We start from the raw sequence: 15,711 nt of genomic DNA, 5'->3' as shown, positions 1-15,711 counted from the left end.
TAGCAGTCGTGGGAGGCCAACGCCCGTGCTCGTGTTCACGTGGTGGGCGGCCCGTGATTTCGACGCACACCCCCTGGGCAACTCCGGCAGAATCTGCTGCATCTGGTCGCGGCATTCATGAGGTAGTCGTGGCGCGATGGTCTGGATGGCCAACGGCATAGTGGTGCCGTCACCGACCCTGGTCATGCCGCAGGTGTGAGAACTGTCGGCGGCGTTCACAACTCGCGGCCAGCTCCACGGTAACCCGAGTTGACCAAAACGGTAACGTCTCGGTCATGAAGCCAACTGTGAGGCCTAGTAGTGAGGAGATCGATCGCGCTCTGATCGACGTGGCGGCCTTCGTGTTTGCGAGGCACGGGTTCGCTCAGGGTACCGTGCAGGCGATCGCTGACGGTGCCGGCTACTCCAAGGCGGCTGTGCTGAAGCGCTTTGGCTCGAAGGAGCGGATTCAGGACGCTGTCGTGGCTCGTGCGGAGGCGCATGCCGCGCGAGTGGCGGCTGCGAGCGAGGGCCTCGCGGTCGGGCCTGAGCGGGACGCCGCCCTGCTCGCTGCGCTGGTCGAACTGATCGAGGAGTGGCCGGGGGCTGGTGCGCTCATTGTCGGCGCCTTCTGGCTGACGCGAGAGCCCGAGATAATGGAGCGCCTCGCCGGGGCGCAACGCATGTTGATGGAAGCGTTCGATCCCGATGTATGGACTGATGACAGACGGCATGTGCGGGTGGTGTCAGCGATCGGCGCGGTGATTGTCACGATGATGGCGAACCGTGAGGCCAAGTGGACCGAGCGCATCGATGTGGTGATCGCGGCGGGCCTTGGCGCACTGGGTCACAAAGGCATCGGTGATGCGGGCACGGGTGAGTGACACCACCGCGATGCGGAGCGAGGCCCAGGCCGCTGCCGTAGGCCCGGACGTGCGGACTGCGATCGGTTCGACATGCGCGGCGTCGACGCGGTTTCCGGCGCGGCCATCTGGCACTTTTCGCGCCCAGGGGTCCGCGATGTCCTGTCCCCGGTGGGCGGTCGGCGTGCTCACTGCGGCTGGCGCACTCGTGCCGGGTGCGGTCTGGACAGCCTGACGGTCGGCGCCTTCGGCCCGGCCCTTGCCGCTCACCTTCGCGATTGACTTTGTCGTCGGCGGTGACCATACTGGTTACATTGTAACCAAAATGGTCACTCGAAGGAATGTGCTCACCATGCCGAACGACAACAAACCCGTAGTTGGCGGGCTGGGGCCGCGGTTGTGGCTCACCCCGGCAGTCATCGTCACCGTGGTCATGGCCGCCCTGGCGGCGTTGTATCTGGGCGGAACGGTCAACTCGACCCGAGACCTCAACGACTTTCCCGTAGCGGTCGTCAACGCTGATACCGGAGCGACCGACCCCTCCGGGCGGCCCATCAACGTCGGCGAGCAGATCTCCGACAGCCTGCGCAACGGGGTCGATGACGACAAGTTCGCTCTTCGTTTCGTCAGTCTTGCCGAGGCGGAGGAGGATATGGGCAAGGGAAAGCTGTACGGCGCGATCGTTCTGCCCTCGGACCTGAGTGGGAAGCTGGTGGCGCTCACGGAAAGTGCGGTGTCCGGTGGGGCCGCGGAGCGGCCCGAGGTCACTGTGTACACCAATCCTCTCGCGAACACTTCGGGCGCGTCCATATTCGATTCCTTCGCTTCTCAGGCGCTGAACGAGGCGAACCAGACCGTCGGCAGGCAGCTGCTCGCCACGGCAACGCAGGCCGGGGGTCCGGCGGCATCTGACACCCAGTACGTCACGGGATCGGCACGTATCGTTCTGTCAGAACCGATGCTGGTGAATGTCACGCCGTTCAAGGAGGTTCCTAACGGGACCGGCGGCGGCATCTCTGCCTTCTACTACGCTCTCCTGCTGGTGCTGGCGGGCTTCACGGGCTCGTTGATGGCCACCAGTCTCGTCGACTCCCAGCTCGGTTTCACTCCGTCTGAGATCGGTCCGCTCTATCACATCGAAAGGCACTCCGGTCGCAGCCGCCTGGCTACCCTGGCATTGAAGTGGGGAATCATGACGGTTATCGCGGTGCTCGTCAGCAGTGTCTATTTGGGGATTGCGAACTGGATCGGCATGCCGCTGGATCATCCATGGGAGCTGTGGCTGTTCAGTGTGCTGAGCATCACGGCGGTCGCAGTGGTTGCCCAGGCAATTCTGGCTCTGCTGGGAAGTCTGGGTATGGTGTTCAGTCTCTTCCTCTTTATCGTGCTGTCGATTCCCAGTTCCGGTGGCACGACACCGCTCGAGGCCATGCCTCCCATCGTCCGCTTCCTCAGCTCGTTCGAGCCTATGCATCAGATCTATCTGGGTACGCGCTCGATCCTGTACTTCGGGGCCACCTGGGATTCGGGGCTGGCGCGTGGCGTGCTCGCTGCCGCACTCGCGATTGTCCTCGGCCTCCTCGTCGGAGCTCTGGGTACTCATGCCTACGACCTCAAAGGGCTGACCAGGAAACCCAGCGCACCTACCGACACCGGGCAGTGACGGAACGCCGCGCGCCGGCAATCAGCGAGTGTTCGAGGTGCAGGGCGTGCTCATTGCCGGCGTGGTCGTAGTCGATATCCATGGCCTGCGACAGATTTACAGCGCTGACTTCGGGGCGGGCGGCCGCACTGCTCGGGAATGCCGCCCGAAACGCGCCCGTTCAGGCGGCCGTCCCGGTAGGCGGGATCATGTCCAGGGCGGGAAGAGGACGGCCGCAAACTTCGTCGGCATCCGCGCGGGAGAGACCGAGCATTCGCAGGAGGTCGGCTGCAACCAGGTCGGTCGCCTCCCCGTCGTCGCGCTCTGGCTGGGCGTGAAGCAGCTGGCCGAGGCAGATGGCGGCGCCGGACACGACAGTCATCGCCAGCTCGCAATCAACGACCGAGAATCGGCCCGCCCGAACCGCATCCTCGATGTCCCGTCGGACACGGGGGGCTAAGCCTTTATCTGAGCGGGCGAGTTGTAGGCCGTTGTTCAGTAGCACCTTGCTGAGGATTGGATCGCGGCGGTGCAAGCGTCCGGTGAGCCGGAAGCTCTGGGCAAAGACCTGGGCTGGATCGTCGAGTTGTTCGCACAGCGCATCCAATGCCGCCCCGTGTAGGTCGAGGGCTTCTTCCAATGCGATCTCGAACAATTCTTCACGCGTCTGGAAGTGGTTGTAGAACGAACCCATTCCGACGTCGGCAGCCTGCGTGATCTCCAGGATGGGCACATTGGGTTTTCCCGCAGCGAGGAATCCCTGCGCCGCCTTGACCAGTGCCGCCCGGGTGCGAGCTTTACGCCGTTCCAAGCGGTTGGGTACTTCGGTTCGCTCAGCCATCCTGCCCACCTCTCGCGTGACGTCGCCAACCAGCATAGCCTCTGGGTTCAGTCCTGACGAACTCGTCAGATAGAATGGCTGACGGGTGCGGGCGGGATGTGTGGCGGTGACGTTACCCCGCCAGTCTGCTGACGTCTCGCGAGATGCGCGGGGTGCTGATCGTTGACCATCGGCACGCTTATGAGGAAATCGTCAGACGTGGTGGTACCGTACTGATCGATTGCGGTGTGGTCGCTCTTCGAGAGAGCTCGAGTGATACCCATCAGGATGTGCGCGTGAGTCGACGGCTCATCAGTCGGCAGAGCCGCGAATCCGAGACATCGAGGAGTGGACGTGGACGAAACCGCGCCGAACTCGGCAAACGCGGCTCCGGCAGGGCGGGCAGGGACCGGAGGAATCTTGACGGCGATGTGCACCTGCCTGGTGCTGGTCGTCGCCTCGGTGTCTGCGCTCAATCTGGCGATGCCCGAGCTGGCGGTGGATCTGTCGGCCTCGACGACTTCGCTGACCTGGATCGCAGATGCCTATACCGTCGCGCTGGCGGCGCTGGTCCTGCCGATCGGTGCGCTCGGTGACAAGTTCGGCCGCCGCGACGTTCTGATCGGCGGCACCGTGGTCTTCGCGATCGGGTCGGCCGCGGCGGCACTCGCCGATACGACATCGATGCTGATCGCTTGGCGTGCGGTGATGGGCATCGGAGCCGCGATGATCATGCCGGGTACGTTGTCGACCATCACTGCGGCATTTCCGGCAGATCGCCGCACCCATGGCGTCGCGATCTGGTCCGGATTCGCTGCCGCGGGCGCGATCCTCGGCATGCTCTTCGCCGGACTGCTTCTCGAAGTATGGAGTTGGCGATCAATTTTCGTGGCCAGCGCGGTCATGGCAGTGGTCGGAGGGTTGCTGGCGTTGGTCCTCGCCCCCAACACCCGCGACGAGGAAGGTCGTCCTCTCGACCACTTCGGTGCCTACACGAGCGCGGTTGCGATCGGCGCGTTCGTCTACGGCATCATCGAAGGCAGCGAAGCCGGCTGGACCAGCGGTTTGGTAGTCGGAAGCTTCGCCATCTCCGCAGCGGCGCTGGCGCTGTACGCCGTGCTCGGGTTCCGGAACAAACACGCGCTACTCGATCCACGCCTTTTCGGTATTCCCGGCTTTCGTGCTGGAGCGGTCACCGTGCTGGTCCAGTTCCTCGCCATCTTCGGCTTCTTCTTTGTCGGCCTGCAGTATCTGCAGCTGATCCTCGGATACAGCGCCTTGAAGAGCGCGACAGCGCTGGTCCCGATTGCGCTGGTCGTTATGCCGGTCAGTGTGCTGACTCCCCGACTCACCGAACGGCTGGGGATCAAAGCGGTCATGAGCGCAGGCTTGTTCCTGCTTTCCGCGGGCATCTATGCCTTGTCGTTCTTGCACATTGATTCCGGCTACGTTCCTTTTCTCGGTGGGCTCGTGCTCGCCGGCCTCGGGGTGGGTATGACCAGCGCCGTGGGCACCTCGGTCATCGTCGGATCATTGCGCTCCGACCAGCAAGGCGTAGCGTCCGCGATGAATGACGCCACCCGGGAAGTGGGAGCCGCGATCGGCATCGCTCTCATGGGCTCTGTGTACGCAAGTCGCTACGAATCGTCACTGCCCGACCTGGACCAACTGCCGCCCACAGCCGCTCACGCGGTCGAATCATCCGCGGCCGGCGGGCTGCAGGCCGCCGCGCAACTGGGCCCACAAGGTGAGCCCTTGGCCATGGCCGTTCGCTCGGCCTTCATCGAAGGACTGTCGGCATCGCTGGTCGTGGTAGCGGTCATCGTCGCGGTCGCCGCGCTCGGCGCACTGCTCCACGCGCCTCGAACGCAGACTGCCCCGCAGTGACCGTTCGCCGGGTCGATTGGACGCGATTCTCACGTATCCGTGCGGACTCGTCGAAGTCTGTTCGGCCCTATGGCGGGTGCTACTCGCGAGCGTGGGCGCTGACAGCGTTCGACAACGCCACTCCTGTCGTCGGCCGCCCCTGGTTGCGCGCCGATGAAAGTGGTTGCGGTGCGGTGCTATTTCCTGCTCCACGCACGTCAGTGGGTCAGATGATCAGGTTTGGGACCCCCCCGACGAGATGATCCCGGTGATTCCGGTGCGGCTGAGCGGGTTTCGAAGTGGATGTGGGTCTGATGTCGTTCGATGAGGGCCTTGCTGCGTGGGCTGCTGGGTCGGATGATCTGTTTGCGCTGGTGGCGGGTAGGTTTGCCGATCAGCGCCGACCTAGGACGCCATTCCGCGTATCTCCCACGATCAACCTCATGCCGGCCGCCCCAACAAGCGTCTCATCATTGGCCTCATTACTTCGACTATTTCGTCAGCCCAAGCAACGCGGCGGTGAGTCCGTAGTCAGGGCCGAATTCCTGCATGTCGCCGGATCGGCAGCCGTCCGCGCGCATCTGGACCCGCTCACAGAACACGCTGATGATCTCGCCCGACAGCGCCGGACCGATCAGGGCGTGGCTCCGAAAGTATCGCCCTTGCTTGTCCATGNCCGCTCACAGAACACGCTGATGATCTCGCCCGACAGCGCCGGACCGATCAGGGCGTGGCTCCGAAAGTATCGCCCTTGCTTGTCCATGGCGCCGTCGATGTTCTGCATCAGCAGCGGCACGATGTCGACGATCTCGACCATCGCGCCCGAGTTGGCGCGCAGCTGGTTGCTGACGTTGGTCAACCCCGTGAGCGAGGCGGACAGCTCGTCGGCGTGCTCGCCGAAGGTGGTCGAGGTGTTGGCCAGGAACTGGTTGAGCTGGTCCAGGGTGGCCTGCAGGCCGGGCGCCTGCTCGGCGAGCAGGCCCGACATGGCGGTCACCCGGTTGCTGAAGTCACGCACCGACTGGTCGTTGTCGGCCAGCATCGTCGTCAGCTCGTTGAGCTTGATGATGATGTTGGAGATCGCGTCCTTGTTGTCGACGCCGACCTTCAGTGCCGCCGACAGCGCGTCGAGGGTCTCGCGGATCTTCTGCCCGTTGCCGTTGAGCACCGGGTAGAGCACCCGGCCCGAGAGCGGGCCGAGCCCTTCCTGACCCTCTTCGGGCTTGAGCGAGGCCGAGAACTGGTCGATGGTCTTGATCATCGTGTCCAGCTCGACCGGGGTCCTGGTGCTGGCCTTGGTCAGGTGCTGACCCGACTCCATCTCCTCACCGCCGGTGTAGGGCGGGGTGATCTCGATGTGCCGGTCGGTGACGATCGAGGGCGAGACGATCGCGGCGATCGCTTCCTTGGGAATCTTCACGCCCGCGTCGATGGTCATGTGGACCTCGACGAAGGTGCCCTTGGGGACGATCTTGTCGACCTTGCCCACCGCGAGGCCGAGGACCATGACCTCGTTGCCCTCGTACATGCCCGCGATGTTCTCGAAATCGGCGGTGATCTTGGTCGTGCGGCCGACGGTGTCATCGGCGGAGAACGCCGAGCAGCTCGTCAGCGCTGCGGCCACCGCGCCTACCGCAATGATGCGAATGGGGTCCGGCATCGAGCACCGCAGAGTTCGCACTGTTGTTCCTTCCAATTGACGGAGACGGCATGCCCGCAGCTGCCTGCTGGTGGGCTCATGGATCGAGTGCTCGGCAGCGTCGATGCGGAGCACGCGTCGGCGCCCGGCGAACCTTGCTCGTCGACGGCGAGGACGTCAGGAAAGCGGGGGTAGGACGCTGGGATTGATTCGGCAACAGCGAATCTGATGAGGGCAGGTGGTGCGGATCGCGGACGTTCGTCTCGATCGGACGGTGGTCGCGGCGGTGAAGCGGCAGTCGATGACCTGGGCTTCAGGGAGTCAGCGAGGCAGCCATCGTCCGGAGCCTCGTGACCGGCTTGCGGATGCCATAGGCGACGAGCGTGGGGCTTTCGCCGACGCGGTTCCAGATGAGCAGGGCGGACCCGGCGGCCGGGTCGCCGTCGATGTTGCTCGGTGCGCCGCGTAATGGCAGGGACCCGAGGACTTTGATGCTCATTCCGAGAATCTCTGTCCAGAAGTAGTCATCACTGGGTGCCGAGGTCGGCGTGTGACCGAGCGCTGACGCCGCAGCGACCCGTCCCTGCGCGACTGCGTTGGACCAGAAAGCGGACCGGTTAGCCGCTTTCCGCAGGTAGGCCACGTCGCCGGCGGCGTAGACATCCGGAATGGCGGTGGCGCAGGTGTCGTCGATACCGATGCCGATGTGATCGGCCAGGCCGGTGCCCTGTAACCAGGCTGTGTTGGGCGTTTCTCCGACGCAACTCACCACGAGGTCCGCCAACAGTTCGGTACCGCCAGGCAGGGCGACACCCCGTACCGGATTTCCGGACAGGGAAACATGGCCTGGCGTTCGGATGACGCGAATACCACTTCGCTCAGCGCGTTCGGTGATCAGCGTCGACAGGTACGGCCCGAGGACTCGTTCGAGTGGGCGGTCGACATCGACAACGGTCACCGGGATATCCCGGGCGACGCAGGCGCTGGCCACCTCCATACCGAGGAATCCCGCGCCGACAACGATCACTGAAGCGGCCGTGTCGAGCCGCGTCCGCAGGGCGAGCGCGTCGTCGAGTGTCCGCAATACGAACTCACCGTGCTGGCCTGACTGGGCGAGGCGCCGCGCTTTCGCGCCGGTGGCGATGATGAGCGCGTCGTAGTCCACGAGGTGTCCGCCGACGGTGGCGATTCGTTTGTGGTCGATATCCGCGCTGGTGGCTGACGAACGAACCTCCTCGACGTCGAGTTCGTCGAGGTGATACCTGAGCGTGTTGTCGGCGGAATCGTCTTTGAGCACGGCCTTCGACAGTGGTGGCCGGGAGTAGGCGCCGTGTCGATCAGCTCCGACGAGAGTTATCCGGCCATCGTGGCCCAGGGCGCGCAGTTCGCGTGCGGCCGTCACGCCGGCGATCGAATCACCGACGATGACGACCGCCCCGGGGTGGCTCATCGCTGCTCTCGCAGAGCGGCGACCGGGCAGGAATTGATGGCCGCCCGTGCGACAGCGATCTGCGCATCGGGGATATCCGCGCCGTCGAAGTGATAGATCAACTCGCCCTCGTCGTCGAGACCGAATACGGTGGGCGCTTGTTCGGCGCAGAGCCCATGACCCTCGCATCGAGGGTAGTCAACAGTAATTTTCATCGGGGGATCCTCTCTGTCAGGCGGGGATCAGTTGCAGCGGCAGGCGACTGAAGCGGTGGATGATGTTGTTCATGGCCCATTCGGTGGGGCCGGCGATCTCGATGCGGTCGACTCGATCGACCAGAGCGCGCAGGATGGCCTGGGTTTCCAGGCGGGCCAGGCCTTGCCCGGCGCAGCCGTGGGTTCCGTGGCCGAATCCGAGTTGACGCGAGGCGTCACGTCGAATGTCGAAGGTGTCCGGAGCATCCCACTCGAGCGGATCGCGGTTGGCGGATCCGTAGATCACCACGATCCGGGAACCGGAAGGGAGGCTGACACCGGCGATCTCGGTATCGCGGGTGACCTTGCGGGAGAAGGCGCGGACCGGAGACTCGAGGCGAACAGCCTCGTTGACAGCGTTGGGGATCAGGCTCGGGTCGGCCTTCAGCAGGTTCCACTGATCCGGATTGGTGGCGAACAGATAGAGCGCGGCGGAGATGGCGCCGATCGTGGTGTCCAGCGACGGCGCCAGGTAGTCCACCATCATCGCCGGACATTCGGCGTGGGTGAGCTTGCCTTCGTCGGCAGCTCGCAGCACGTCGAGACCCGCGCCGCCGGGCTTGATGTCGCGATCGCGGGAGATGCGCCGGGCGAAGTGCATCATCTCCAGTCCGGCCGGCGCCGCGTGTACCGACCGTGCATTCAGCGGGCCGAGAGCATTGAACGTGGCTCCGGCCCAGCGCAGAAGATGTTCGCGGCCGTGATCGGGCCACCCGATGAGGTCGGGCACGACCGACATCGGCAGCGCGGTGGCCAGATCGACACCATCGATACTTCCGCGCGCGACAGCTTCCGCGACCACCGCGGTGGCCTGTTCATCGATCGTCTCGTGCATCGACCGCAAGGCTCGTGGGGTCAGCCGGTGGGACAGAAGGGCGCGGCGCCGCGAATGTTCGTCACCATCGCTGTTGAGCGTGGTTCCGCGGGAGAGGCGATTGGTGATCGGATTCAGCCCTACTCCTTCGCCGGACACGAAGGCTTCGTCGTCGCGAAGTACTTTCTTGCATTCGGCATAACGGGGCAGCGCGTAGGCGCGTTGTTTCGCCAGCCACACCACGGGCCCGAGCTCTCGCAGACGGGTGTAGTGGGGGTAGGTGTCACGGATCGCCGCCTCGGAGTAGAGATCTGGGCGATAGGTCGGAACGTCAGCACGCTTCAGCATCGAAGCTCCTTTGGTCGGTCTCGCCGCCATCGTTCGCGGATGGCGGCGACGTACGAATATCGAAGTTGGGAAGAGCAGTCCGCAGATCCGAGACTCGTTTAGCGGTGTGCTGGACGATGCCGTCCGGGCGGATCAGCGCGGCGTAGGTATGGCCTGACCGCAGCCATGCCAATAGTTCGCTGGCTGGCTGAGCGGTCACGGCCACGCCGCCGGACTGTTCGATCGCGGCCACGTCGGCAGGGCTCGGCTCGCTGACTGTGACGACCGCGTATCGACCGTCGACGAGAGCATCGAAGCGGAGGTTTGCCTCGACACGGGCGTTGGGAACCAGCGACCCATTCAGGGATGTGCCGAGCCGAGCGGGTCCGACAAGGTCCGATCGGTGTAGCCGAGGCGTTTGACCTCCGGTCACCAGCTGGTCGAAACCAGGGATGCGGAGCAGGTGTGGCGCGATCAGGCGGCGCAACAGGTTGCCGAACTCGCCCCCGTCGGTCATGGCGGTACCGGTGAATTTCGCGAGTTCGATCAGGCTTCGTGCATGTGGCTTTCGCTCAACCTCATAGGTGTCGAGCACGCTTGCCGGCAAAGTGCAGGCGAGCACGCCGGCCAGTTTCCAGGAGAGGTTGGCCGCGTCGCGCAATCCGGCGCCCAGACCCTGGCCGATGAACGGTGGTGTGAGGTGCGCGGCGTCGCCGAGCAGAAAGATTCGATCCTTCCGCCATTGGTCGGCGATGCACGCCCGCGAGGTGTATTCCGCGGCCCGGATCAACTCGAGCTCTTCGATCGGGGTCCGTCTGGTCCATGGCGTGATCAGCGGATGGATGGCGGCGATGTCCGCGTAGTCGTCCGCGGATTCACCGGGTCGCAGGCGGAACTCCCACCGGTATCGTGTCCCGCCGATCCGCATGAAGGTCGCGGCGCGAAACGGGTCGCAAACCTGATGCACGCCTTCCCATTCGCCGAGTTCGACATCAGTGGCTATATCGATCACGAGCCAGGTTTGTTCGAACCCGAGGTCCTTCATCGCACTGCCGATGCCGGCTCGAACCACGCTGTTGGCGCCATCGCAGCCGAGTACGAAACTTGCTGTCATCGACTCGGGAACGGTGGATGCCCGGTCGGTGAAATCGACTCGCACTCCGTCATCGTCAGCGGTGACCGCGTTGACGTCGACGTTGCCGCGGATGGTGATTCCGGGCTGCTGAAGTACAGTTGCCCACAGGATGCTTTCGAGGACTGGCTGATCGAACAGGTTGGCTTCCGGATAGCCGCTTCGACCACCGACGGGGTCGCGGTCGAATTGAGCCAGCACCCGCATGTGCCGGTCGAGTAGCCGTAGCCCCAGCGCGGGGCGGGAGATTGCGGCGAACTGGTCGTCGATGCCCAAACGTGCAAGGATCCGGCGGGTCTCACCGTCGAGGTGCACCGCGCGTGGCCGCGGGTACACGGTCTCCCACCGTTCCAGCACCACACTTTCGATTCCGTACTGGGCGAGCAGGAGCGCGGTGGTAAGGCCGGTGGGGCCGGCCCCGACAATGATCACCGGCGCGTCGTGGGTGGTCATCGATCCACCGTCAGGACGAGTGCGACATAGCTGATCGCAAGGACGAGCGTCATGATCGCGGGGACCGCCTCCACGAGCTTGTCATGTACTCGCAGGTGTGTCGTGATGGCACCGACCATCAGCAGAACCAGACCGATACCCGCGGCCAACCCCACCGGTGACCAGACCGTCCCGATCACCAACCCGGCAGCACCTACGACTTCAAGTGCCCCGATCAATCGGTACGTCATCACCGACATACCGACATGGGCGGCCCGGTCTCGCATTTGCTTCGCAGCGGTGAGTTTCAGGATGCCGAATATCGTGAATTCCGCAGTCAATACCACTGTCAGCGCAGTTGTCGGGATGCTCATGCCTGGCTCACTGCCTTCCATGTCAGGGCGAACGAGCTCAACGCCGTCTCGACCGCGGCGTGATCGGCGTCGCGATCGGTTTCGATGGTCGTGACCACCTCGCCGTCGGTGATCGCCGCGCTGACGGCGCGTACTCCGTCGATGTGACAGAGGGCTTCGGCGACCGCGCGTCGCGTCGCGTCGGCACGCAATCCCAGCTTGTAGGGCTTTCCGACGTCGGTGACAGGCAATGCGTCGAGCACAACCACGGCCTTCGGCGCGGCGGCGGGTTCGGGGACCCGCTCACACGCCCACTCCAGAAGTTCGGATTCGGTGGTGGTGGCACCGGTGCTGAGGACCACGTACGCGATCGGTACCTCGCCGGAATGCGGGTCAGGACGGCCTACCGCACCCGCCGCGGTGACGGCGGGATGCGACAGCAGCGCGTCTTCGATGGTCGAAGGGTCGATGTTGTGCCCACCGCGAATGATCAGGTCCTTCGCGCGCCCGTGCAGGTGGATGAAGCCGTCGCTGTCGATGTGCGCCAGATCGCCGGTTTCGAGCCAGCCGTCCACCACGCTGCCGAGACTGTCGAGCACATGTCCGTCGTCGGTGCGGCCGACGACGTATCCGGCGAACACCGTCGGGCCGCTGACGCACAGGACACCGGTCGCTTCCGGGGGAAGGTCCTCGTACGAGCCATCGTCGCCGACACGAACCACCTTCACCTGCTGGTAAGGCATACGCTGGCCGACGGCCCCAGGACGTGGCAGGTCGGGAAAGCTGCGTGCGGTGGCACAGGTCGCCTCGGTGAGCCCGTACCCTTCCACCAGCGTTACTCCGGTATGGCGCTCGAAGTTGTCACGGACTGCCGGCGGGAGTGGCGAGGCACCGACCATTGCGTAGCGAAGACTTCTGATATCGGCGTCGAGAGGGCAGTTGGCGAGTACCGCGTACACGGTGGGGACTGCGCTCATGGCGGCAATGCCATAGTGCGCGACAATCTTCCAGAAGTTGGCGTACAAACCGAAGTCTCGGTACCCGAGCGGTCCTGCCCAGACCACCTGCTGCCCTTTGAACAGCGGCGCGAGCACGGTGACCACCAATGCGTTGACGTGGAAGAGCGGGAGAGCCGCGAAGACAACGTCGTCGGTGTCGAGCAGCGAGTTGGCGGCGATCATCCAGGAATTGGCTACTTCACCGCCGTGGGTGTGTGCCGCGAGCTTGGGTAGGCCGGTGGTGCCACCGGTGTGGAACAGGCTCGCCAAGTCCTCGGATCGAGGGGGCTCGCCGGAGAAGCCGGTCGAGATCTCGTCGGAGGCCAGCACATCCAGGTATCCGAGGTGTGCTGCCTCGAGCACGGGCAGTGGCTGGATCGCGGCGAAGCCGGTCGGGCGCAATACGAGCACGACGTCGACGAGACCATCGGTCGCCAATGCCGCTGCGGTCTCCCAAGTCTCGGGGGACAGGTCAGGTCCGGCGGCGATGAGAACTCGCGCGCCGGAGCGACGCAGAAGTTCCTCGATATGTGTGCCCGAGAGAGCGGCATTGATCGGGGCGGCGATTCCGGCCAACTGCGCGGCGAGTGTGGCGGGAACGAGCTCGGCACAGTTGGGAGCCATCAGCGCGACCGCGTCACCGCGACCGACACCGAGTCGACGCAGCAGGTTCGCATACCGATGGACATCGGCGAGCAGCTCTCCGAATGTGTGCTGGAAGGGTTCCTGCCAGCGGGCCGCTTCGGGCAGAACGGTGAGTGCGACTCGTTCGGGCCACAAGCGTGCGGCGCGAGCGAGCAGCGCGTATGTCGACTGTGGCAGGCCGCGCTCGGCCAGTGGGATGGATTCGATGGCCAGCAGGTCGCCCGGTTCGGCGTATTGTGGCCACAATTCCGCGGTCGCCGCTGCGTTGTCGGTGATCACTTGTACCTCACTGTGGTGCGCTGACGGCCAAGATCGATCGCGTTGTCGTCGGTGGCGACGGAGACTTCGACGACGTCACCGTCTTGCAAATACTTCGGGTTCTTGGCTTGGCCCTTGAAGAACAGCCGCCACTTCAACGCCGTCGGGAGAAGCGATCCGATGAGCTCGACCGGCTTGGGCGGCGCGCTGATCGCGGTGCCGACCGGGGTTCCGGTGAGGACGAGATCTCCGGCGTCGAGGCGTTGAAAGCGAGTGAGCGACTGGAGTGCTTCGGCGGGCTTGTAGATCATGTCGGCGACGGTCATGTCTTGCCTGACCTCACCGTTGACCCACAGCCGCAGCCGAAGGTCGGTGAACCGCTTGAGCTCCTCGGCGTCGACGAGAACGAGTGCGGGGCCGACCGGGGTGAATGTCGGATACGATTTGGCCTCGTAGAACTGGGTTTTCGGCAGCTGGATGTCACGCGCGGAAACGTCGTTGGTGACGACGAGGCCGGCGACGAACTCGGCCAGATTGTCGGCATCGATGGTGGTGCCCACCGGCACTTCGCGGCCGATGACCAATCCGATCTCGACCTCGTAATCCAGCAAGCGCACGTGCGCAGGCCGCTCGATGTCGTCGGTGGGGCCGCTGATGGATCCGGATGCCTTCCGGAAGAAGGTCAGTGGGACGGTCGCCGGATCACCGCCGGAATCCTTCACGTGCGAGACGAAATTGGTCATCTGCGCAACGACTCGGCAGGGCGTGGTCACCGGCGAGATCAGCGAAAGGCTCTCGACCGGAACGAGGTCGGATGACGCTCGGGCGGCCTCGACGGCCATACGGTCGGCGAGTAGCTCTTTGGTGGTTGTCGCGTGCGTATCGATACGGGCGGCGCCGACGGGTGTCTGCACCCACCATGCGTCGCTGGTGCGGAGCACGGAAATGCTCATGAGCTGGCTACTTTCAACAGGCCGCGTAGGCGGTGGAGATCGAATTCGTTGTCATCGCGCAAAGCGTCGAGTAGGGCCCGTGCCTCGTATACCGACTCGCGGCCCGGGCTCAGCCCGAGGAAGTCGGTGGTCGCCGGCGGCCCCCATTGGGATAGTCCGGAAGCCGTCATCGGTGCCCAGCCGGGTTCGACGGTGTGATCGAACATGTCGCCGTCGGTGAAGTGCTCGACCAGGAATCCGTCGGGGTCGCGCCAGTAGTCGAAGATCTGGCTGCCCTGGACGTGTCTGCCGATGCCCCAGGATCGGCGGTATCCGAGGTCGAGAAGGTACTCCCCGCCCGCGGCGAGAGCGTCGAGGTCCGAGACTTGATACGCCGAGTGGACATACCGATTTCTCGGGCCGAGCGTCAGGGCGAGCGTGTGATGATCGGTGGGTGTCTCGCCGCGATCGCAGCGGATGAAGCTCATCACCGGACCACGGTCGCGTTGGCCTGCGTAGTACTGGAAGTCACTGACGATCAGACCCAGGTTGTCCAGGTACCAGTCGAGAGTTTGTCGGTAGCGCGTTGTCTGGACGACAACGTGCCCGAGGCGCTGGATCCCGGCCGGGGTGCGGGGCGGGCGCTGGGTGTGGTTGACCCGTTCGAGATCGTGCCCGATGTTGAGCGTTCGTGGCTGCTGCGCGGGCAGAGCGGGGAGCGTATGAGGTTGGGAGACGATCCGCACCGCGAGCCCGCTGGGGTCGCTGAGGTCGACGGTCAGCCCACCGAGGCTGTCCGGCAGTGCTGTCACCGTTGATCCGGTGTATGAGGCCAGCCGGTGCAAGTCGGCGGACTCTGTGGCCAGGAAGGCCGGTCCGAGGAATCGCGATCGTCCGCCGCGGCGGATCAGCACACATGGTGCTCCGGCGTCGGTGCCGCGCAGATGGAGTTCGGTCGCGCTGCGGCCGGCGGTGCGGAAACCGAAGGCGTGCGCGAAGCGCTCGGCACCGTCGAGATCTGGCTTCTCGAACTCCAGCCATGCGAGATCGCGCACTTTGATCACCGGGTTCCGCGCCCTCCCTGGGTGTTCACCGGGGAGAGCGCCGGCCTCGCTGTGCAGGTCCTGGTGTGGATCGTGCAGGTCGACCATGGATCACTCCTTCCTAACTGAGGATATCGTCACTCACGACGCAACCGTCAGTCAATAGTGTTTGATGAACTATTCAGAAGTGAATAGAAGTTCTCCGGGGCAATGATCGACAGCGCGGCCTACGCATGGGGGTTTGACCGGCGAAGATAATTCGGCAACACTGTTACCGTAAACGGC

General features: G+C 64.5%; 13 protein-coding genes. 3 read left to right on the top strand and 10 right to left on the bottom strand.

The genetic code is table 11. From position 1 onward, the window contains the following. Positions 1-275 precede the first annotated feature (275 nt). Together V8688_RS01220 and V8688_RS01215 are read left to right on the top strand one after the other, a co-directional pair. Positions 276-863, top strand: coding sequence for a helix-turn-helix domain-containing protein (locus tag V8688_RS01220; RefSeq protein WP_342799950.1), 588 nt, complete (start codon positions 276-278; stop codon positions 861-863). A gap of 331 nt (positions 864-1,194) precedes the next feature. Beyond that, positions 1,195-2,505 carry an ABC transporter permease gene (locus V8688_RS01215; RefSeq protein WP_280221552.1) on the top strand — a complete coding sequence of 437 codons (1,311 nt, stop codon included), beginning with the start codon at positions 1,195-1,197 and terminating at the stop codon, positions 2,503-2,505. A 160-nt stretch (positions 2,506-2,665) separates the two neighbouring features. Here the strand turns inward: V8688_RS01215 and V8688_RS01210 are convergent, their stop codons facing one another. Then, entirely contained in the window at positions 2,666-3,325 is a 660-nt protein-coding gene (locus tag V8688_RS01210) for a TetR/AcrR family transcriptional regulator (protein ID WP_280221551.1), read from the bottom strand. A 333-nt stretch (positions 3,326-3,658) separates the two neighbouring features. Here V8688_RS01210 and V8688_RS01205 point away from each other — a divergent pair, with 333 nt between their 5' ends. After that, the gene (locus V8688_RS01205; RefSeq protein WP_280221550.1) at positions 3,659-5,191 is read left to right on the top strand and encodes an MFS transporter; all 1,533 of its coding nucleotides are present in this window, start codon (positions 3,659-3,661) and stop codon (positions 5,189-5,191) included. Between the two features lie 613 nt (positions 5,192-5,804). On the opposite strand, the gene V8688_RS01200 is transcribed toward V8688_RS01205, so the two are convergent. The 9 genes from V8688_RS01200 to V8688_RS01160 all read right to left on the bottom strand — a co-directional run bounded on the left by V8688_RS01200 (position 5,805) and on the right by V8688_RS01160 (position 15,534). After that, the gene (locus tag V8688_RS01200; protein WP_342799949.1) at positions 5,805-6,830 is read right to left on the bottom strand and encodes an MlaD family protein; all 1,026 of its coding nucleotides are present in this window, start codon (positions 6,828-6,830) and stop codon (positions 5,805-5,807) included. 292 nt (positions 6,831-7,122) lie between these two features. Beyond that, the gene (locus V8688_RS01195) at positions 7,123-8,259 is read right to left on the bottom strand and encodes an FAD-dependent oxidoreductase (RefSeq protein WP_342799948.1); all 1,137 of its coding nucleotides are present in this window, start codon (positions 8,257-8,259) and stop codon (positions 7,123-7,125) included. Beyond that, a complete protein-coding gene (locus V8688_RS01190) occupies positions 8,256-8,453 on the bottom strand; it encodes a ferredoxin (RefSeq protein ID WP_280216593.1) in 198 nt (65 codons plus the stop codon). Before V8688_RS01190 ends, V8688_RS01195 begins: the two co-directional genes overlap by 4 nt. 16 nt (positions 8,454-8,469) lie before the next feature. Then, the gene (locus V8688_RS01185; protein WP_342799947.1) at positions 8,470-9,684 is read right to left on the bottom strand and encodes a cytochrome P450; all 1,215 of its coding nucleotides are present in this window, start codon (positions 9,682-9,684) and stop codon (positions 8,470-8,472) included. Then, positions 9,638-11,218: a bifunctional 3-(3-hydroxy-phenyl)propionate/3-hydroxycinnamic acid hydroxylase gene (locus V8688_RS01180; RefSeq protein WP_342799946.1), complete on the bottom strand. Its 1,581-nt coding sequence runs from the start codon at positions 11,216-11,218 to the stop codon at positions 9,638-9,640. The genes V8688_RS01185 and V8688_RS01180 overlap by 47 nt, the downstream gene beginning before the upstream one ends. Then, positions 11,215-11,571: a DoxX family protein gene (locus V8688_RS01175; RefSeq protein ID WP_342799945.1), complete on the bottom strand. Its 357-nt coding sequence runs from the start codon at positions 11,569-11,571 to the stop codon at positions 11,215-11,217. The genes V8688_RS01180 and V8688_RS01175 overlap by 4 nt, the downstream gene beginning before the upstream one ends. Further along, positions 11,568-13,472 carry an acyl-CoA synthetase gene (locus V8688_RS01170; RefSeq protein ID WP_342799944.1) on the bottom strand — a complete coding sequence of 635 codons (1,905 nt, stop codon included), beginning with the start codon at positions 13,470-13,472 and terminating at the stop codon, positions 11,568-11,570. The genes V8688_RS01175 and V8688_RS01170 overlap by 4 nt, the downstream gene beginning before the upstream one ends. Beyond that, positions 13,469-14,404: a fumarylacetoacetate hydrolase family protein gene (locus tag V8688_RS01165; protein WP_342799943.1), complete on the bottom strand. Its 936-nt coding sequence runs from the start codon at positions 14,402-14,404 to the stop codon at positions 13,469-13,471. The genes V8688_RS01170 and V8688_RS01165 overlap by 4 nt, the downstream gene beginning before the upstream one ends. Continuing rightward, on the bottom strand, positions 14,401-15,534 hold the full coding sequence (locus tag V8688_RS01160; RefSeq protein ID WP_342799942.1) for a VOC family protein: 1,134 nt from the start codon (positions 15,532-15,534) through the stop codon (positions 14,401-14,403). The genes V8688_RS01165 and V8688_RS01160 overlap by 4 nt, the downstream gene beginning before the upstream one ends. Positions 15,535-15,711: the final 177 nt, after the last annotated feature.

The organism is Nocardia sp. No.11, from assembly GCF_038752175.1.
GTDB lineage: Bacteria > Actinomycetota > Actinomycetes > Mycobacteriales > Mycobacteriaceae > Nocardia > Nocardia canadensis.
The sequence above is the reverse complement of the archived record's forward strand: the minus strand, read 5'-3'. Positions and strand labels throughout refer to the sequence as shown.